Source organism: Streptomyces sp. NPDC033165, from assembly GCF_055577965.1.
In genome coordinates, this window is record NZ_JBVIPK010000009.1 from 158,575 (window position 1) to 177,144 (window position 18,570).

At 69.6% G+C, this 18,570-nt stretch carries 13 protein-coding genes and 3 pseudogenes; 10 read left to right on the forward strand and 6 right to left on the reverse strand.

All coding sequences use genetic code 11. The features are described 5' to 3' along the window. Positions 1-43: 43 nt before the first annotated feature. The 6 genes from ACZ5WC_RS22230 to ACZ5WC_RS22255 all read left to right on the forward strand — a co-directional run bounded on the left by ACZ5WC_RS22230 (position 44) and on the right by ACZ5WC_RS22255 (position 6,347). Positions 44-451, forward strand: a complete 408-nt coding sequence (locus ACZ5WC_RS22230; RefSeq protein ID WP_072487285.1) for a DUF742 domain-containing protein — start codon at positions 44-46, stop codon at positions 449-451. Then, positions 432-1,013: a GTP-binding protein gene (locus tag ACZ5WC_RS22235; protein WP_003966011.1), complete on the forward strand. Its 582-nt coding sequence runs from the start codon at positions 432-434 to the stop codon at positions 1,011-1,013. Before ACZ5WC_RS22230 ends, ACZ5WC_RS22235 begins: the two co-directional genes overlap by 20 nt. Before the next feature lie 361 nt (positions 1,014-1,374). Beyond that, positions 1,375-4,641 (forward strand): sensor histidine kinase, encoded by a 3,267-nt coding sequence (locus tag ACZ5WC_RS22240; RefSeq protein WP_468542412.1) that lies wholly within the window; start codon positions 1,375-1,377, stop codon positions 4,639-4,641. Between the two features lie 10 nt (positions 4,642-4,651). Continuing rightward, positions 4,652-5,065: a roadblock/LC7 domain-containing protein gene (locus ACZ5WC_RS22245; protein ID WP_006127847.1), complete on the forward strand. Its 414-nt coding sequence runs from the start codon at positions 4,652-4,654 to the stop codon at positions 5,063-5,065. Positions 5,066-5,155: 90 nt separating this feature from the next. Then, the gene (locus ACZ5WC_RS22250; protein ID WP_468542413.1) at positions 5,156-5,785 is read left to right on the forward strand and encodes a DUF742 domain-containing protein; all 630 of its coding nucleotides are present in this window, start codon (positions 5,156-5,158) and stop codon (positions 5,783-5,785) included. Further along, positions 5,766-6,347, forward strand: a complete 582-nt coding sequence (locus ACZ5WC_RS22255; protein WP_014048542.1) for a GTP-binding protein — start codon at positions 5,766-5,768, stop codon at positions 6,345-6,347. The genes ACZ5WC_RS22250 and ACZ5WC_RS22255 overlap by 20 nt, the downstream gene beginning before the upstream one ends. A gap of 91 nt (positions 6,348-6,438) precedes the next feature. On the opposite strand, the gene ACZ5WC_RS22260 is transcribed toward ACZ5WC_RS22255, so the two are convergent. The 3 genes from ACZ5WC_RS22260 to ACZ5WC_RS22270 form a co-directional block, all read right to left on the reverse strand. After that, complete coding sequence (locus ACZ5WC_RS22260; protein WP_053559225.1) at positions 6,439-6,642, reverse strand: acyl-CoA carboxylase subunit epsilon; 204 nt, start codon at positions 6,640-6,642, stop codon at positions 6,439-6,441. A gap of 70 nt (positions 6,643-6,712) precedes the next feature. Beyond that, complete coding sequence (locus ACZ5WC_RS22265) at positions 6,713-8,296, reverse strand: acyl-CoA carboxylase subunit beta (protein ID WP_468542414.1); 1,584 nt, start codon at positions 8,294-8,296, stop codon at positions 6,713-6,715. 309 nt (positions 8,297-8,605) lie between these two features. Continuing rightward, positions 8,606-12,475 carry an endo-alpha-N-acetylgalactosaminidase family protein gene (locus ACZ5WC_RS22270; protein ID WP_468542415.1) on the reverse strand — a complete coding sequence of 1,290 codons (3,870 nt, stop codon included), beginning with the start codon at positions 12,473-12,475 and terminating at the stop codon, positions 8,606-8,608. A 428-nt stretch (positions 12,476-12,903) separates the two neighbouring features. Between ACZ5WC_RS22270 and ACZ5WC_RS22275 the strand changes: the two genes are divergently transcribed. From ACZ5WC_RS22275 to ACZ5WC_RS22290, 4 genes and pseudogenes are all read left to right on the forward strand, one after another. Beyond that, the gene (locus ACZ5WC_RS22275) at positions 12,904-14,115 is read left to right on the forward strand and encodes a glycoside hydrolase family 64 protein (protein ID WP_468542516.1); all 1,212 of its coding nucleotides are present in this window, start codon (positions 12,904-12,906) and stop codon (positions 14,113-14,115) included. A gap of 407 nt (positions 14,116-14,522) precedes the next feature. Then, entirely contained in the window at positions 14,523-15,173 is a 651-nt protein-coding gene (locus ACZ5WC_RS22280; RefSeq protein ID WP_468542517.1) for a peptidoglycan-binding domain-containing protein, read from the forward strand. A 224-nt stretch (positions 15,174-15,397) separates the two neighbouring features. Beyond that, the gene (locus ACZ5WC_RS22285) at positions 15,398-16,018 is read left to right on the forward strand and encodes a YceI family protein (RefSeq protein WP_468542416.1); all 621 of its coding nucleotides are present in this window, start codon (positions 15,398-15,400) and stop codon (positions 16,016-16,018) included. Positions 16,019-16,159: 141 nt separating this feature from the next. After that, a pseudogene (locus ACZ5WC_RS22290) lies at positions 16,160-16,352 on the forward strand (IS630 family transposase); the annotation flags it as partial. Positions 16,353-16,373: 21 nt separating this feature from the next. Here the strand turns inward: ACZ5WC_RS22290 and ACZ5WC_RS22295 are convergent. The 3 genes and pseudogenes from ACZ5WC_RS22295 to ACZ5WC_RS22305 form a co-directional block, all read right to left on the reverse strand. After that, a pseudogene (locus tag ACZ5WC_RS22295) lies at positions 16,374-17,121 on the reverse strand (transposase). Positions 17,122-17,247: 126 nt separating this feature from the next. Next, positions 17,248-18,053: pseudogene (locus tag ACZ5WC_RS22300) on the reverse strand (transposase family protein). Positions 18,054-18,174: 121 nt separating this feature from the next. Beyond that, positions 18,175-18,567, reverse strand: a complete 393-nt coding sequence (locus ACZ5WC_RS22305; protein ID WP_468542417.1) for an SCO4402 family protein — start codon at positions 18,565-18,567, stop codon at positions 18,175-18,177. Positions 18,568-18,570 lie beyond the last annotated feature (3 nt).

The following is an 18,570-nucleotide window of genomic DNA, read 5'->3' on the forward strand; positions in this document are numbered from 1 at the left end:
GCAGACGGCAAGCCGAGAACCTGCTGTCACGCCCGGAGGATTCATGACCCCGCCACCCGCCTCACCCGATCCGTACGGCGCACTGCACCACGCGTCGTACGACGGGGAAGGCGACCAGCCGCTGGTCCGTCCCTATGCCATGACCGGCGGCCGCACCCGGCCGCGCTACCAGCTCGCGATAGAGGCGCTGGTCAGCACGACGGCAGACCCGGCGCACCTGGGGACCCTGCTCCCCGAGCACCAGCGGATCTGCCACCTCTGCCGTGAGGTCAAGTCGGTGGCGGAGGTGTCGGCGCTGCTGTCGATGCCGCTCGGCGTCGCCCGGATCCTGGTGGCGGACCTGGCGGAAGCCGGCATGGTGGCCATTCACCAGCCGGGCAACGGAGAGACCGGCGGCGCGCCGGATGTGACACTGCTCGAAAGGGTGCTCAGTGGACTTCGCAAGCTCTAGCGGCGGTACGGGCCGCGCCACCACCTCGGCGAAGATCGTGGTGGCGGGCGGCTTCGGCGTGGGCAAGACCACGTTCGTCGGGGCCGTCTCGGAGATCAACCCGCTGCGCACCGAGGCCGTCATGACGTCCGCGTCCGCGGGCATCGACGATCTGACCCACACCGGGGACAAGACGACGACCACCGTCGCCATGGACTTCGGCCGCATCACGCTCGACCAGGACCTGATCCTGTACCTGTTCGGCACGCCCGGTCAGGACCGTTTCTGGTTCATGTGGGACGACCTGGTCCGCGGCGCCATCGGCGCCGTCGTCCTCGTCGACACCCGCCGCCTCGCCGACTGCTTCCCCGCCGTCGACTACTTCGAGAACAGCGGCCTCCCGTTCGTCATCGCCCTCAACGGCTTCGACGGACACCAGCCCTACACCCCCGACGAGGTACGCGAAGCACTCCAGATCGGCCCCGACGCGCCCATCATCACGACGGACGCCCGGCACCGCGCCGACGCCAAGAGCGGCCTGATCACGCTGGTCGAGCATGCCTTGATGGCACGCCTGAAGTAGCAGGTCAACCAGGCGTAAGTCGTTATCGGCATACGGAAGTTGCCGTAGTCACGCGGGGGTGGCCTGTGTCGTTTGACACGATCCGCCCCCGCGTTCATAACGTTTCGACAGAGAATTGATTGCGCACCGCCACCCGATGCATCCATTCGGTGCCGCTGCGCTCACATGAGCCCCGCCTTTTGACGGGGCTCGCTCTTTATGCCCGTTTTATCTGAGGTCTGGGCCACTCGGAATCATCGATTCCGAGTGTTTGGAACGGGGCACGTACCCGTGCTGCAATTCGACGAACTCCCGAGTAGTACGGCCCTGAACGAATCATCCGGCACAACGTAGGTGCCGACGCCGAGAGGTTGTTGGTCGAGTGAGGCGAAGCAACGAGGGCTCCGCGGCGCAGCCCGAGCGGGGCAACTTCACCCCGCCGTCGCGCGCTGGGGCGTCACCTGCCGATGTGCCCGAGACGGAACCGGCCGGTGGCAGCACCAGCCCGATGGCCCCGCGCAACTGGCGGGTGGCCACCCGGCTGAACGCCATCCTCCTGATCCCTGTGCTGGTCGGCCTGGTCATGGGCGGCTTCGAGGTGAAGGGGTCCATCGACACCTGGAGCGAGGCGCAGGAGGCCGAGAAGATCGCGGTCGTCGTGCGCGCCGCGTCCGGCTACGGACAGGCCCTGCTCAACGAGCGTGACCTCACCGCCCAGCCGCTGCTCTCGGGCGAGCGGGACGCCGAAGTCGTCGAGGAGACCCGCGCCGCCACGGACGAGGCCGCGAAGAAGTTCGACGCGGCGGTGGAGCAGATGCCCGCGAAGGCGGGCCTGGAGCGCCGTCTTCAGCTCTTCAAGGCCGAGGAGCCCAAGCTCCCCGAGCTGCGCAAGGCCGCCTACTCGCAGGCCCTGGATCCGGTGAAGACCGAAGAGGGCTACACCCAGGTCCAGCACTCGCTGATGCAGTTCGCCAACGAGCTCGGCCTCGGCACCGGCAACGTCACCAGCTACGGCCGTACCGTCTACGCGATCGAGCTGGCCAAGGCCGCAGAATCGCTTCAGCGCTCGATCGGCACGCACCTGCTGGTGCGCCCGAGCAAGAAGCCCGGCACCTACAACGAGCAGGTCAAGGCCTTCGGCTCGTACAACTACCTGGAGCAGATCGCGCTCGGCGAGTTCAACTCCGGCGGCACCCAGGCCGACGTGGACCGGCTGAAGCAGGTCATGTCCGGCAAGGCCGCCGAGGGCGCCCGCCAGCTCAAGGCCGCCAAGGACCAGGCCGAGGCCGCGGGCGAGCCGTTCGTGGCCCCGCCCAGCATCGACGGCTCGGTCTACGACGGCATGGCCCAGGAGATCGGCAAGGGCCAGGACCCCGAGGAGCTGGCCGCGAAGGGCATCACGCCCGAGACCTGGATGGCCGCCGCCACCGCCAAGTTCGAGGGGTACGCCACCGTCGAGGACGAGCTCGTGGCCAAGGCGGTGAAGGAGGCGGCGAACATCTCCTCCGACGCCAAGACCGACGCCATCGTCAACGGCCTCATCGTCGTCATCGCGCTGCTGGCCGCCTTCATCCTGGCCGGGCTCATGGCCCGCCAGATGAGCCGCTCGATGCGCCAGCTGCGTACCGCCGCCTTCGGCATCGCCGAGCAGCGGCTGCCCTCCCTGGTCGACCAGCTCTCGCGCACCGACCCGGGCCGGGTCGACACCCGGGTGCAGCCGATCCCGATCACCACGCAGGACGAGATCGGCGAGGTCGCCCGCGCCTTCGACCAGGTCCACCGCGAGGCCGTCCGGCTCGCCGCCGAACAGGCCATGCTGCGGGGCAACGTCAACGCGATCTTCACCAACCTCTCGCGCCGCAGCCAGTCCCTGATCGAGGGCCAGCTGACCCTGATCACCGACCTGGAGAACAACGAGGCGGACCCGGACCAGCTGGAGAGCCTCTTCAAGCTGGACCACCTGGCCACCCGTATGCGCCGCAACGGCGAGAACCTCCTCATCCTCGCGGGCGAGGAGCCCGGCCGCCGCTGGGACCAGCCGGTTCCGCTGGTGGACGTGCTGCGCGCCGCCTCCTCCGAGGTGGAGTCCTACGAGCGCATCGAACTGTCCGGGGTGCCGGAGGCCGAGATCCACGGCCAGGCCGTCACCGACCTCGTGCACCTGCTGGCCGAGCTGCTGGAGAACGCCACGACGTTCTCCTCCCCGCAGACCAAGGTCAGGGTCACCGCGACGCGGCTGCCCGACGGCCGCGTCATGGTCGAGATCCACGACAAGGGCATCGGCCTCACCGCCGAGGACTTCGCCGACATCAACCACAAGCTGGCCAACCCGCCGACCGTCGACGCCGCGGTGTCGCAGCGCATGGGCCTGTTCGTGGTCGGCCGACTGGCCGACCGGCACGGCATCCGGGTCCAGCTGCGCCCCTCGGGCGAGCAGGCCGGAACCACCTCGCTGGTCATGCTGCCGGACGCCATCACCCACGGTGGCGGTGGCGAACCCCTCGACGGCCAGGACGACTTCACCGTCTCCTCGATCATCCCCGAGCAGCAGCACGCCTTCGAGCCGTCCCCGCAGCAGGCTCCGATGCGTACCGCCGCGGAGCTGGGCTTCGACGACTCGCGCTACGAGGCTCCGGCGGATCCGGCGCAGCTGGACCCGGTCGGGCGCTCGCTGATGCGCGAGGAGCGCAGGGCGGCGCTGGAGGCCCAGGCCGGCGGCGACGACGCGTTCGGGGGCAACTCCCAGGAACAGCAGGGTTACGCTCCGGAGGCGTACGCCGGGCAGGACCAGTACGGCGGTCAGCAGGGCTACGCCGACGAGCAGTACGGCCAGGACCAGTACGGGCAGAACCAGTACGGGCAGCAGCCGCAGCAGGAGGCCTACCCGGCGTCCTACGGGCAGCAGCAGCACGACGGCGAGGACAGCTACCCGCAGCAGCAGGGGCACCAGCATCCCCAGCCGCGACAGCAGGACGGCTACGACGGCTATGCGGAATCGGCATATGCCACGCAGGACGGCCCCCAGGGTCAGTACGCCGACCCGTACGCCGCTTCGGCAGACCAGTCCCACCAGGACGATTGGCCTGTTCAGAGCGGTTTCCAGAACACCTTTGAGCCGACTGCTCCGGCCGAATCGGAATCTGTTCCGAGCGCTCCCGCGGAGCCTTCGGAGCGCGTAGGCTTCGACCGTCCGGGATCCACCCCGAACGTCGGCCCCGAGCTGACCGAAGCCGGTCTGCCGCGCCGCGGCGGTCAGCAGCACTGGCAGCCCGGCCCCGGCGGCCGCGGCGACGACCAGCCCGCTCCGACTCCGCAGCCGCAGCCGCAGCCGCAGCAGGAACAGCGGCAGGCACCGCAGACGGACGGGAACGGCACCGACGACTGGCGCTCGGCGAACGACGAGCGCTGGGAGCGAGCCGAGAAGCTCCGTGAGCCGAAGGCGGGCGGAATAACCCCCTCCGGCCTCCCTCGGCGCGTACCCAAGGCCAACCTGGTCGAGGGCACGGCGGAGCAGACCCAGCAGGGCGGCCCACAGGTCTCCCGCGCACCCGAGGACGTCCGCGGCAGGTTGAGCAACCTGCGGCGGGGCATCCAGCAGGGACGCAGCGCGGGGTCGGACACCAGTAATACCTACAACCAGGAGCGTTAGTGTGAGCCCGATGAGCCAGGCGGCGCAGAATCTCAACTGGTTGATCACCAACTTCGTGGACAACACCCCCGGGGTGTCGCACACGGTGGTGGTCTCCGCCGACGGACTCCTGCTGGCGATGTCCGAAGGATTCCCGCGTGACCGCGCCGACCAGCTGGCGGCCGTCGCCTCCGGTCTGACGTCGCTGACCGCGGGGGCCTCGCGGATCTTCGAGGGCGGCGCCGTGAATCAGACAGTTGTGGAGATGGAGCGAGGATTTCTCTTCATCATGTCCATCTCCGACGGCTCCTCGCTGGCCGTTCTCGCCCACCCGGACGCCGATATCGGTCTGGTTGGGTATGAAATGGCACTTCTGGTCGACCGCGCGGGCAGTGTCCTGACCCCGGACCTCCGTGCCGAGCTTCAGGGAAGTCTTCTTAACTAGTAGACAGGCAGTGCGTTTCTCGCCACCGCGCCATAAGGTGCGGTGGCGCGGCCCCACTGGGATCGGCGACCGGCAGTCGGAGGAGGAAACGTGGCAGCACCCACAGGCGGACACCCATACGACGGTGAGCAGCGGGTTCCGGGTGAGCACGGTGACAACCGTTTCGGCTTCCCCGGCGCGCCCGGCGGGCAGGGCCCCGGACAGTATCAGCCATACCAGCAGCCGCAGGACGCTCACGGCGCGCAGGGGTCCGAGTGGCCGCAGCAGCAGCCGGGGTCGGGCTGGCCGCAGCAGCCGCAGCAGCCTCAGCGATATGACGCACCCCAGCAGCAGCCCCGTGTTCAGCGGCAGGCCCCCAAGGCCGCCAAGCCCGCCGCGCACAACCCGCTCGTCCGTCCGTACGCCATGACCGGCGGCCGGACCCGACCGCGTTACCAGCTCGCCATCGAGGCGCTGGTCAGCACGACGGCCGATCCGACCCGGCTGCAAGGGCAGTTGCCCGAGCACCAGCGGATCTGCCGGCTCTGCATCGAGATCAAGTCGGTCGCCGAGATCTCGGCCCTTCTCTCGATCCCCCTCGGCGTTGCCCGGATCCTCGTCGCCGACCTGGCCGAGGCCGGACTCGTCGCTATCCATCAGCCCGGCGGCGACGAGGCCGCCGGCGGCCAGCCAGATGTGACACTGCTCGAAAGGGTGCTCAGTGGACTTCGCAAGCTCTAGCGGCGGAGCGGCCCGCTCCACTACCTCGGCGAAGATCGTGGTGGCAGGGGGCTTCGGCGTGGGTAAGACCACGTTTGTCGGTGCCGTCTCGGAGATCAACCCGCTGCGCACCGAAGCCGTGATGACGTCCGCCTCGGCGGGCATCGACGATCTGACCCACACCGGAGACAAGACCACCACGACGGTGGCCATGGACTTCGGGCGTATCACCCTGGACCAGGACCTGATCCTGTACCTGTTCGGCACGCCCGGTCAGGACCGTTTCTGGTTCATGTGGGACGACCTGGTCCGCGGCGCCATCGGCGCCGTCGTCCTCGTCGACACCCGCCGCCTCGCCGACTGCTTCCCCGCCGTCGACTACTTCGAGAACAGCGGCCTGCCCTTCGTCATCGCCCTCAACGGCTTCGACGGACACCAGCCCTACACCCCCGACGAGGTACGCGAAGCACTCCAGATCGGCCCGGACACGCCGATCCTGACGACGGACGCCCGGCACCGCGCCGACGCCAAGAGCGCGCTCATCACCCTGGTCGAGCACGCACTGATGGCCCGCCTGCGCTGAGCGGCCCCCTCCGGCACCGAGAAGGGCCCCGCACTCCCGAGGGAGTGCGGGGCCCTTCTTCGTGACCCTGGGAACGCCGGGGCGGCTGGTGTCAGCCCTGCCAGCTGTGCGGAGCGCGGAAGCCCGGCGTGCGCTCCAGGCGGCGCCAGCCCGCCGTGTCGCGGCCGCGGCGGGCGGGGGCGGCGGGCTGGGCGGCGGCGCGGGCCATCAGAACGGCGGTGATGGCGGCCAGCTCCTCGGGGTCGGCGTGCCCCTTCTCGACGCGCAGGACGGACTCGGCGGAAGTGAGGCTCATGGTGGGATGTCTCCGTCTTCTCGGCAGGTGGTCGTGGACCGGGCGGCGGATCGCGCCGCGGCGGCGGTGACTACTGCGGGGGGTTGCCGTGCTTGCGGGACGGCAGGTCGGCGTGCTTGTTGCGGAGCATCGCGAGCGAGGCGATGAGCACCTCGCGGGTCTCGGCGGGGTCGATGACGTCGTCGACCAGGCCGCGCTCGGCCGCGTAGTAGGGGTGCATCAGCTCGGACTTGTACTCCTTGACCATGCGGGCGCGCATGGCCTCGGGGTCCTCCGCGTCCGCGATCTGCCGGCGGAAGATGACGTTGGCGGCGCCCTCGGCGCCCATCACCGCGATCTCGTTGGTGGGCCAGGCGTAGGTGAGGTCGGCCCCGATGGACTGGCTGTCCATGACGATGTACGCGCCTCCGTAGGCCTTCCGCAGGATCAGCGAGATGCGCGGCACGGTGGCGTTGCAGTAGGCGTAGAGCAGCTTCGCGCCGTGGCGGATGATCCCACCGTGCTCCTGGTCGACTCCGGGCAGGAAGCCGGGGACGTCCAGAAGGGTGATGATCGGGATGTTGAACGCGTCGCACATCTGGACGAAGCGGGCGGCCTTCTCGGAGGCCTCGATGTCCAGGACCCCCGCCAGCGCCTGCGGCTGGTTGGCGACGATGCCGACGACCTGGCCGTCGAGGCGGGCCATGGCGCAGATGATGTTGCGGGCCCAGCGCTCGTGGATCTCCAGGTAGTCGCCGTCGTCGACGAGCTCCTCGATGACCTGGTGCATGTCGTACGGGCGGTTGCCGTCGGCCGGGACCAGGTCCAGCAGGACGTCGCCGCGCCGGTCGGCGGGGTCGTCGCTGTCGACGGTCGGCGGGTTCTCGCGGTTGTTGGAGGGGAGCATCCCGATGAGGTAGCGGACCTCCGCGATGCAGGTCTCCTCGTCGTCGTACGCGAAGTGCGCGACGCCCGAGGTCTCGGCGTGCACGTCCGCGCCGCCGAGGCCGTTCTGGGTGATCTCCTCGCCGGTGACCGCCTTCACGACGTCCGGTCCGGTGATGAACATCTGGGAGGTCTCGCGGACCATGAAGACGAAGTCGGTCAGCGCCGGGCTGTAGGCCGCGCCACCGGCGCACGGGCCGAGCATCACCGAGATCTGCGGGATGACGCCCGAGGCGCGCGTGTTGCGCTGGAAGATGCCGCCGTATCCGGCGAGCGCGCTGACGCCCTCCTGGATACGGGCGCCCGCGCCGTCGTTGAGGGAGACCAGCGGAGCACCGGCCGAGATGGCCATGTCCATGATCTTGTGGATCTTCGTGGCGTGCGCCTCGCCGAGCGCCCCGCCGAAGATCCGGAAGTCGTGCGCGTACACGAAGACCGTGCGGCCCTCGACCGTGCCCCAGCCCGTGATGACACCGTCGGTGTACGGCTTCTTGGCCTCCAGGCCGAACCCGGTGGCCCGGTGCCTGCGCAGCTGCTCGACCTCCTTGAACGAGCCCGGGTCCAGCAGCAGCTCGATCCGCTCCCGCGCGGTCAGCTTGCCCTTGGCGTGCTGCGCCTCGGTCGCCCGCTCGCTCGGTCCGCGCCGTGCCTGCTCGCGCAGGGCCAGCAGTTCGGCCACCCGGCCTCGGGCGTCGCTCGGCTCACCCTGGGTTTCGTCCACAACGGTCATGTACTGACCCTACGAACCCGGACCCAGAATTCGTGCCGTCGACTCCGTACAGTCTCCCGCCCGGTTTCGTGGTGGGAGTGGACAGAACCGTTGCAGCATGCAGGCGATCCACCAGCGAAACGCCGCCTTGTCTTGTAGAGACCCAACAAAGGGGAGGTGTGCGGTGGGCCACACGGCACGGAGGGGGCCGCTGGGCGTCCTCCAGTATGGCCCAGCCGCCCGGGGCGAAAGGCCGAAGGGGCGGCTCCGGTTCCGGACACCAAGGGTGTCCGACTCCGGCGCCACCCCTCCCCGTACCATCCCTCCGCGTCAACTTCCGCAGTGGAAACGGGCGTTGCCCCAGTCGGCGTGGTCGTTGCCGTTGCCGTCACCGCCGTCGTCGACGATCAGTTCGACGTACTTCGCGCCGGTGATGTCGGCGGTGAGCTTCCAGGCCGGATCGGCGGCGCCCAACACCGGTGACTTCACCCTCTCCGTGCCGTCGGCGGTGACCGAGAACCGCACACTCCCCCGGGTGGCCTGGACGTCGTCCACGCCCACCTCGGCGGTGAAGGAGGCGCATTTCCCGCCCAGGTAGTAGCGGATCTTCGCCGGGGCGTGGGTGCCCAGCCCCTTGGCGTACGCGACCCCGCCGATCTTCAGCGGGCCGCCGTCACCGGCGCCGGTCTCCCCGTTGGACAGGTCGCGCTCGACGGGCCCCCAGCCGTTCTGCGAGGCCGTCCAGTCGAGGTCACTGGCCCAGCTGTCCTCGGTGGGCGGCGGCGGGAGGGTGCGGACGGAGGTCCCCGCGCCGAGCGTGCGCCCGGCGCCCTCGACGGCGTACGTGGCCTTCGCGTCCAGCTGGTATGTCGCGTAGGGGGCGTCGGCCGGCGGGGTGACCCGCCAGCTGGCGGTGACCTTCGCGCCCGGGGGGACCGTGTCGAAGGCGACCGGGCCCGCGGGCTCGGCCCGCCACCCCTCCGGCACGGTCAGCGCGAGCCGCACGTCCGTGGCGGCCGTCGCCTCGTCGTTGCCGAAGGTCGCCTTGACCGTGTTCGCGGCCCCCGGCTCCAGGGTCTCCGCGTCGGCGGCCACGTCGAGCGTGCCGCAGACGGCCTCCTGCCCCGCGGGGGCCCGGCCCAGGTCGGTGACGGTGAAGTCGTCGAGCACGAAGTCCGCGCCCTCGGGTGCTCCGGCCCTCTTGCGCAGCCCGGTCCAGGTGTCGCCGCAGCCCGCGGTGAGCATCTGGCTGAAGTGGCCGGTGGTGCGCTGCTGTCCGATGGGGGTGGAGCGGGTCTCCGTGGAGGTGGCCCTGCCGCCCGCGACCCGGTCGTAGCCGTCGACCCAGCTGTAGGCCCCGGCGTGGCTGGACTGGTAGGCGAACTCCACCTGGTAGCGGTGGCCGTCCTTCATGGGGACGGTCCAGGGGGCGGTCCGGTGGACGAGCCCGGTGTTCTCCTCATGGGACTTCAGGGACTCCTCGCCCCCGAGCACGTCGTCGATCAGCTTCCCGTTCCAGCCGGACTGGGTGTATGGGGCGTTGAGCTGGGAGATGCTGGTGCGGGGGTCGGTCGAGCCGCCCGCGTCGCCCTTGAGGAAGGGGCCCCAGCCCTGGTCGACCGCCTCGAAGTCCTCGTACACCACCGTGCCGGGCCGGGTCGCGGGGGCGTTCTCCACGATCCGTACGTCATCGGCGCGGACCCTCGCCCCGCTGCCCGCGGCCGCCCCGATCCGCAGGGTGGTGCGGCCGTTCGCGGCGGCGGTGAAGTTGACCTTGGCGCGCTGGAAGTAGGTGCCGTGCCAGTCGGATGCGGCGACCTGGTCCTGCACCGTGGAGCGGTCGACGGCGACCGACGTCCCGCCCGCGCTCAGCACCGTACGCCGGGTCTTGCCGGGCTCGACCTCGATGAGGGCGGAGGCGGTGTAGCGCTTGCCGGGCTTGAGGCCGGTGACGGTCTGGGAGAGGGCGGCGTGCGCGGGGCCGGAGAGGGCGGCGCTGTTGCGCCCCTGCTCGTCGGTGTGCCGTACGGCGGTGCCGGTCTTCCGCCAGCCTTTCAGCGCACGGTCGTTGAAGCCGGGGTCCTTCAGGTGCGTGCCCTGTCCCCAGTCGGCGGCGGCTTCCTTCGGGGCACGGGCGTGGTAGAGGACGTACGGCTGCCCGGCGGTGGCGGTGAGCGTGATCTTCCCGTTCACCGGACGGACGGTGGCGACCTTCCCGCGGCCGTTGTCGCTCAGCTCGTAGACGGTGTACGGCCCCTTGCCGGGGACCTCCCAGCTGCTGGTGCCGCCGGACTCGCTGTAGTGGTAGAGCTTCTTGCCGGCGTCCCACGGCAGCAGGTAGCCGGTGCCGCTGAGCACCTTGCGGCCCTGCTCGTAGAAGGTGCGCTTCCCGTCCTCGACCGTGCCGCGCACCCCGCCGGTGAACGTGATGTCGTTGCCGTCCCAGCGGGTGATCCTCTGCTGCTGGAGGTACTTCGCGGGCAGGTTCTTCTGCCAGATGTTGGCGGTGAAGGCGTTCCAGTCGGTCTCGCCGGTCCAGCCCTCGAAGTCCTCCAGGGCGCTCTGGCCGAGGACCGGGTGATCGTTCCAGATGTCCTTCTCGCCGTTGCGGATGAACCGGATGATCTGCGAGTTCAGGCCCTTGTTGGTGGCCCCGCCGTAGTTGAGGTCGTTGGCCCAGTGCGACCAGAGCGAGGCGCGCTCGAACTTGTCGGACCACTCGGTGCCGACGGTCCAGCCCTGCTTCTGCACGGACTGGATGGTCTTGTCGGCGATCCAGCCGTGGGAGTAGTAGACGTCGATGTAGAGGAAGCTGAGGTTCCGGTCGGTCTCGTCGCGCAGCTGCTGGAAGCGCTTCTCCAGGTCCCCGCTGTTGATGTCGCGGCGCTGGTCGATGTAGTAGCTCTGGTTGAGCCAGTTCCAGCCGGGCTTGGTCTTGTCGACGAGCTGCTCGCTGAAGGCGTTGGCCTCCGGGTAGGACTCGGTGGCGTTGACGTGGACGCCGAAGGTGGCACCCCACTTCTGGCCTTTCCTGAGCAGGGTGTTGAGGTCCTTCAGCCCGCCCGCCCGCTTGTTGTAGTTGCCGCCGTAGTCCGGGTGGGCGGAGTCGTGGCCCTCGAAGCCGTACCCCTTGAGGACGGCGAGCTGGCCGAGGCCGTCGGTGGCCTTGGAGATCCGCTTGACGTCGTCCAGGGTGCGCAGGAAGGGGTGGGTGGCCTGGCTGGCGAAGTTGAACGGGATGTGGGTCACGACCCGCTTCGCGGTGTCCTCGCCGCCGGGCGCGGTGACGCCGATGGAGCGGAAGGCGATGGCCCCGTCCTGCCAGTCGACGGTCTTGTCGCCGTTGGCGTCGGGGGTGATGACGACCTTGGCCCACGGCAGGTTCTCGCCGCTCTCGGGCTTCGGCGCGCCCTCGCCCCGGTAGGTCCACTGGCCGGACCAGACGCCGACCCGCACACCGCCGCCCTCCTCGGTGCGCGCCTGGTGCCAGAAGCGGGCGTCGTCACCGCCGGTGGGGCCGGAGGGCTTGTCGTACGAGGAGTTGGACTCGATCGCGGCGGCCAGCGAGCCGGTGTTGAGGATCGCGTAACTCGCTCCGACGGGCGCGGCGTCGGGCCGTGTCTCCCCGGTGACCTTCGCGAACCGGTCGGCCGTCCGGGTGGAGTCCGGGTCGAGCGTCGTGAACGCGGTGGCGGCCCCGGTCTCGGCGGAGCCGACGGAGATGAGGTCGTGCCCCGGGATGTCGATCGTGCCGACCCGGAAGGCGGCGGTGTCCCGGACGGCGGTCACCTTGAAGGTGGTGGCCCGCCCGGAGACGGTGAGTGAGGCGTCGATCTCGACGCCCGGGAGCCCGTCGAAGGCGAGGGTGTAGCGGGCGGCGGAGGCGGTGATCTTCGGCGCGCGCTTGAGCTTCACCGGGTGGGCCGTGCCGTTGAGGGTGACGGCGGTGACCGGCCGGGTGGAGCCCAGGAGCCGCTTGCCGCTTGCCCTGTCGGTGTACGAGAGGACGCGCGGGAAGTCGTCGCCGACGGCGACCGTGAGCTGGGGGGAGCCGATGGTGGCGGAGCCGCTGGGCTTCGCCGCCCCGGCCGGTGCGGGGGACGGATCGGCGGCTGCGGCGGGGAGGGCGGTCCCCACGAGCGCCAGAACGGCTGCTGAGGCGACGGCGACCAGGCCGACGGAGGGGCATCTTGGCGACATGGCCCCTGAGTAGTCGCCGTGTCGGGACACCGTCAACGAACTTCGGCTCCGGGGGCCGACTCCGTCCAACAACCCCGGTGCGTAAGTCCAAGTGGGGGGGGCGCAGGCCGGAGCGGGGAGCCGGCGGGCCGGACCGGGAGTTCGTTCACCTCTTGTTCCGGGCCACTTCCGGGTGGTCATGGTCACGCTTCACACCCGCTCGGTTCCGGCAAGTGCCGCTTCCTGGCGTCGAGTTGTGAAGACCCGAAGTTTCTGAGAGCGCTCTCAGTCGCAAGTCTTGACGCTCACCCCGAGCCTCGCGAGAGTGGTGCGCACCGCAGGCACCCCACGGCCCGGCACCCCCACCCCCGACGCCCCCACTCCTCCCACCACGCCGCCCGGCCTGCGCCCCCACACACCCAGGGAGCTCCCTCGTGATTTCGCGCAGAATGTTCCTGACCGGCGCCGCCGCCACGGCCTCGGCGCTGACCTACCCCGCCTGGGGAACCGCTCTCGGCCCGCGCGCCTCCGCGGCCCCAGCGACCTGTGAACTGGCGCTGGAGAACACGTCGTTGCCGGGCACGGTGCACGCGTACGTCACCGGCCACGAGCTGGGCACCGGCCGCTGGCTGCTGCTGCGGCCGAACGGCGGGGTCTACCGCCCCGACTCCCCCAGCGCCCCGCAGACCCCGCTGCCCGTCGACTGCGCGATCCCGCTCAGAGCCGCGGGTGCGGGCCCGGTCGTGCTGACCCTGCCGCGGATGTACGGGGCACGGGTCTACTTCGTCCGCGACGACAAGCTGGACTTCTACCTCAACCCGGGCCCCGCGCTGGTGGAGCCCGCCTTCGCGACGCCCGCGGACCCGAACCACGGGCGCACCTGGTCCTTCTGCGAGTTCACGTTCAACACGGAGCAGCTGTACTCCAACATCAGCTACGTGGACCTGGTGACCGCCCTGCCGATCGGTATCACGCTGGAGGGCGACGGTACGCACACGGTGGCCCCGCTCCCGGACGGCGCGGTGCGGCGGATCGCCGACGACCTCACCGCCCAGGCCGCCGCCGACGGGCAGCCCTGGGACAGGCTGATCACCCGGGGCGACGACGGCAGCGTCCTGCGGGTCGTCTCGCCGCAGAACATCATGGCCCCGTACTTCGACCGCCCGGCCGAGATGCCGTTCCGGGACCTCTTCGCCGCCCAGATCGACGAGGTGTGGGCGAAGTACCGCTCCGAGGACCTGCGCATCGACCTCCAGGGCGGCCGGGACTCACTGGCGGGCCGGGTGCGCGGGGACGTCCTCACGTTCGAGGGCGGCCACACGTTCACCAAGCCGGAGTCGAAGGACATCTTCACCTGCAACCACGGCCCGTTCACCAACAACCCGGGCGACTCCGACGACAGGAAGGCGATCCTGGCCCGGCTGGCGGCGGGCTTCAACCGCTCGATCATGCTGAGCCACCCGAGCCAGCCGAACGGCGCGTCGACGGCGGACTACTACAGGACCGCGGTGACCAACCACTGGTCCCGGGTGGTGCACGCGAACAGCCCGATCGGTTACGCCTTCCCGTACGACGACGTCCGCCCGGACGGTGAGCCGGACGTCTCGGGCGCGGCACACGACGGGAACCCGCGCCGGTTCACGCTGAGCGTGGGGTCCTGACGGGCCGGGCCCGCTTGCCCCTTGCTCCCTTGCCCGCAGGCCCGCAGGCCCGCAGGCCCGCAGGCTCGGTGCCTCTGTTCGTCCGGGCAGGGGCACTCCTATGTCCAGGCGCAGTGACCTTTGGTCGATACCTCATTGATCGACACGGCGTGCGGCGTTCTTGACTTCGCGACGGCGCGTCGGGACGGTTCCGTATGCGAATGATCCGTATGCGGGAGATCCGTGCGGGAGAGGCCCGTATGGGCGAGGTCCGCACAGGAGAGGTCCGCGCGGGAAAGGCCCGCGAGGTCCGTACAGGAGAGGTCCGCGTGGGAAAGGCCCGTACAGGAGAGGTCCATACGGGCGAGCTCCATACGGACAAGGTCCGTGCGCGGACGAATCGGGGGAGGAGCCGACTCCCCCACCGCATGCTCTCCGCGGCCGTCGCCGGATTCCTGCTCACCGCGGCAGCCCCGGCACACGCGGACCCCGCCCCGCCGCCGTCACCCGCCCCCCAGGCCCCCGGCGCTCAGGGCCTGCGGGACTTCCAGCAGAGTTACGGGCTGCCTCCGACCGGCGAGGTGGACGCGGTCACCGCCCATCTACTCAAGACGGCCCCGGACAGCGAGCTGCGGGAGGCCTTTGCGGGCCCGTCCGACCTGGGTCGGGAGCAGCTGGCCCATGCCCGTACGGTGATCGGCGTCGGGAAGGGGGCGGACCTCTCCACGGAGGCCCAGGTGATCGCCCTGATGACGGCGATGCAGGAGTCGAAGTTCGTCAACTACACCTCCCCGGTCGACCACGACTCGCTCGGCGTATTCCAGCAGCGTCCCAGCATGGGCTGGGGCACTCCGGCCCAGATCACCCACGTGCCGACCGCGTCCAAGTCCTTCTACGGGCTGCCTTCGCCCAGCGCCAATCCGGGGCTGCTCCAGATCGACGGCTGGGAGTCGATGCCCCCGGGCGACGTGTGCCAGGCGGTCCAGGGGTCCGCGCATCCGGACCGGTACGCGCAGTGGGAGGACTTCGCCCGGGAGCTGCTGGAACAGGAGGGGCCGGACACCGACCCGATCCCGTGAGACCGGTGGCCGGCTCCCGGCGGGGGCCGCCCGCGCCTGCGCCGGGGGTGCAGCGGCTGCCGGTCCTAGGCGCGAAGAGTGAGCCCCCGAGATCCCGGAGATCCCGGAGACGTAAAAGTTGAACTTTGAACTAGATGGCGTTACAGTCGTTCTCGTTGAAGGTTAAACAACATCTTCGGCAGCCGTTCGATCCCGCCCCCGCAGGACACCCCCGAGGAGGAGCCATGGCTCTGTTCACCCGCAAGTCGACCGCCGCCCCCGTCGCCGCCGAAGCCCCCGCGGTGGACCCGGCGCTGGCCGCGCTGACCGGCACGTACACCCTGGATCCGGCGCACAGCAGCATCGGCTTCACGGTGCGCCACGCGATGGTCACCAATGTGCGCGGCTCCTTCGGCGAGCACGAGGGCACCCTGGTCCTGGACGGCACCGACCCGGCGAACTCCACCGCAGCCATCGACGTGAAGATCGCCAGTGTCGACACCGGCATCGCCGACCGAGACGGCCACCTGGTCAGCGGCGACTTCTTCGACGCCGAGAAGTTCCCCCTCATGACCTTCCGCTCCACGCGGGCCGAGCAGCTGGGCGGCGAGGCGTACCGCATCACCGGTGACCTGACCATCAAGGACGTCACGCGCCCGCTCTCGATCGACCTGGAGTTCAACGGTTCCGCCACCGACGTCTACGGCAACGAGCGCGTCGGCTTCGAGGGCAGCGCCGAGATCCTGCGCTCCGACTGGGGCCTGACCTGGAACGCGGCGCTGGAGACCGGCGGCGTGATGGTCAGCGACAAGGTGAAGCTGACGTTCGACATCTCCGCGATCAAGGCAGCGGCCCCGGGGGTCTGACTCCTCGCGCACACTACAGCGCCCCGCACCCGTGGAATTCGTCAGATCCGGAAGGGCTGGCAGCCTACTTCACTCGGCGATAGGTCCGGGGAAACGGACCGGGAGGAACCCCGGCACCGCGCCACGGGCCTACCCAGCGTCGAGGCCGACTTCTCCATGACGCCGCCGCACGCGAAGACCTGGTCCCGGCGCGGCCGGGCCCCGGTGGTGAGGGTCCGCGGACGCTCCCGCAGACGGACATCCATCGCCACCCTGGCCTGCTAAGACCAGCCACCAGTACCGGCTGATCTACCGGCCACGCCGGGACGACGACCGACGCGACGGACGCAAGAGCTCCGCGACCTACTGAGCTTTTTCAGCGTTGCCGCTGCAGGGTGAGGGCGGCTTTGGCGATTGACGTGATGCGGCTCGGACTGCACCGTGATCTGCGGGAGATGCGCCCGGATTTGAGGCAGGCGACGCCGCGTTCGACCGGTGCCCGTGCCGCGACCAAGGCCCGGTTGACGGTCTTCTCGGTGGGGTGAGGTCTTGCAGGGGCCTGCGTTTGATGCCTGTGGTCAGCCAGAGGCCGCAGCCCTGGCAAGCGAGATCGGCCAGGATGGGGACTCCCTGGCGCTCGCAGGTGCGGATGATCCGGTGGGTACGGGCGGCGGTCAGGTCGTGCGTACGGCCCGGCAGCGTGGGTGAGAGCCACAACAATCGGCCGCCGGGATTCGGTGGCCACCTGCACGTTCACTCCGTGTCGGCGGTACTTGTGGGAGCAGTCCGCGCGTGAGTCGCCGACCCGGCCGCACTCGGCGAGGGTGCCGTCCAGCAGGACGCAGCCGGAGTCGGTCTCGCGCAGGGCCTTCAGCAGACCCGGCGCACATGCAGCAAGCAGACCAATTACCGCGCTGGTGTAGGCGTGGGCGGTGGACTCGCTGATCCCGAACCCGGCAGCGATCTTCGCCAGGGTGGTGTGTTCGCGCAGGTACACCAGTGCCACGATCGCGCTGGGACGGGCGGAGCTGGCAGCGCCGGTCACCCTCCGGGGTCACGATGAGCATGGCGACCCACTCCACGAGCGCATGGGGCAGGTCGAGTGCGGCAGGATGGATGAACAACGCGGCCCCGAGCAGCGTGATTGAGATGTCAGATATCTCAATCAACAGCCCGGGGGCCGCGGTCGTTGCGGCCCGCAGGCCGTCACCTTATCGGTGGCCACCTCGAAGTAGCTCACTGAGCCTTTTTCATCCTGAATAGTTGCAGGTCAGCAGCGTGTGGACGGCTTGAACGATGGTGCCGATGCGGCGGGTGGAGCATCTGGCTCGCCGGAGCAGCCGCCAGGACGTCAGCTGCGCGAAGGCGCGTTCCCCGGGGGCTCTCAGCCGGGCATGGTCGCGGTTGAACTGCTGGTAGTGGTCGGGCTGTTCGCGGTGGTTCTTGTACGGGGTGCGGACCGTGGCGCCGGCACCCTGGTAGGCACAGTCGGCGAGGACGAGGATCTGCCGGGTCAGGCAGGCCTGGACAATGCCGTGGGCCCGGGCCGCGGTCAGATCATGGGTACGACCTGGCGTCGCGCGGGAGAACCACGGCGGTGTGCCGTCGGGGCGGGCAATGACCTGCATGTTCATGCCGTGCTTCTTGTGCTTCTGCGAGTAGTACGGTTCGTCCGCGGCAACGCGGTCGGTAGCGGTCAGGGTGCCGTCCACGATCACGTGGTCGCCCTCGCCCAGCCCGGTCGGGGCCTCGTGCAGCCCCGGAGCCCGGGCCGCGAGGATGTCCAGGGTCTCGTCGACGTGGTGCCAGGCCGTCGCGGTCGAGACGCCGAACCCGGCCGCGAGCTGGGCGAACGTCTCGTTCTTCCTCAGGTGGGCCAGCGCGAGGAGGGCCTGCTGAAGCAACCGAGCCGTCTCCACGGCGAGTTCAGTTCACGCCTTCGGGCGTAGATCAGCCAGGAGACATGCTCGACCAGCTCATACGAGACGTCGAGCATGGAAGGATACGGAACCAACAGAGCCCCCAGGCTGTCGGCAGTGTCGAGTGGAATCAACACCGCCAACGACCGGGGGCTCTGCCACGTCACCACCCCAGCTGACCAGGCCTTATAGCCCCTCGGAGATGGGATGAAAAAGGCTCACGGATCGCCACCCACCAGCAACTCGGCGGCCCGATCTTCATCCCGGTCTGGACGCATTTTCTCCGCCTGCTGCTGCGGACAGTACGTCCACGACGTTCGCCGATTCACGCCCTATCAGATCCCAAAGGGGGTCAGTTCCAGGGTTCTCACCAGTGAGCCCCCCATCTTCAATGGCTGTCTCAAATGCCGATCTCAGACGTCGGACAGCATCCACTTCATCCGAGTTCGCCAACGTAAGCCCAAGCGCGCCACGAGGATCGTGCAGGAGACCACTCGTGTCGTAGAGAAAGTTTACGAGATCATCAAAGTCCAGGTCTGACGAACTCGCCTTTTGGAGGTTCAGGGCACGCCAAGAGGGATCAGCCAACCTCGTGAGATACTCCAATATGAGCATCCTCATCTCCGGATACTGCACATTCGCGTCAGTCACGGC

Excerpts from the sequence above, each read along its gene's own strand:
- ACZ5WC_RS22230 (WP_072487285.1), top strand. The coding sequence starts at position 44 with ATGACCCCGCCACCCGCCTCACCCGATCCGTACGGCGCACTGCACCAC.
- ACZ5WC_RS22245 (WP_006127847.1), top strand. The coding sequence starts at position 4,652 with ATGAGCCAGGCGGCGCAGAATCTCAACTGGTTGATCACCAACTTCGTG.
- ACZ5WC_RS22260 (WP_053559225.1), bottom strand. The coding sequence starts at position 6,642 with ATGAGCCTCACTTCCGCCGAGTCCGTCCTGCGCGTCGAGAAGGGGCAC.
- ACZ5WC_RS22265 (WP_468542414.1), bottom strand. The coding sequence starts at position 8,296 with ATGACCGTTGTGGACGAAACCCAGGGTGAGCCGAGCGACGCCCGAGGC.
- ACZ5WC_RS22270 (WP_468542415.1), bottom strand. The coding sequence starts at position 12,475 with ATGTCGCCAAGATGCCCCTCCGTCGGCCTGGTCGCCGTCGCCTCAGCA.
- ACZ5WC_RS22275 (WP_468542516.1), top strand. The coding sequence starts at position 12,904 with ATGTTCCTGACCGGCGCCGCCGCCACGGCCTCGGCGCTGACCTACCCC.
- ACZ5WC_RS22280 (WP_468542517.1), top strand. The coding sequence starts at position 14,523 with ATGCTCTCCGCGGCCGTCGCCGGATTCCTGCTCACCGCGGCAGCCCCG.
- ACZ5WC_RS22285 (WP_468542416.1), top strand. The coding sequence starts at position 15,398 with ATGGCTCTGTTCACCCGCAAGTCGACCGCCGCCCCCGTCGCCGCCGAA.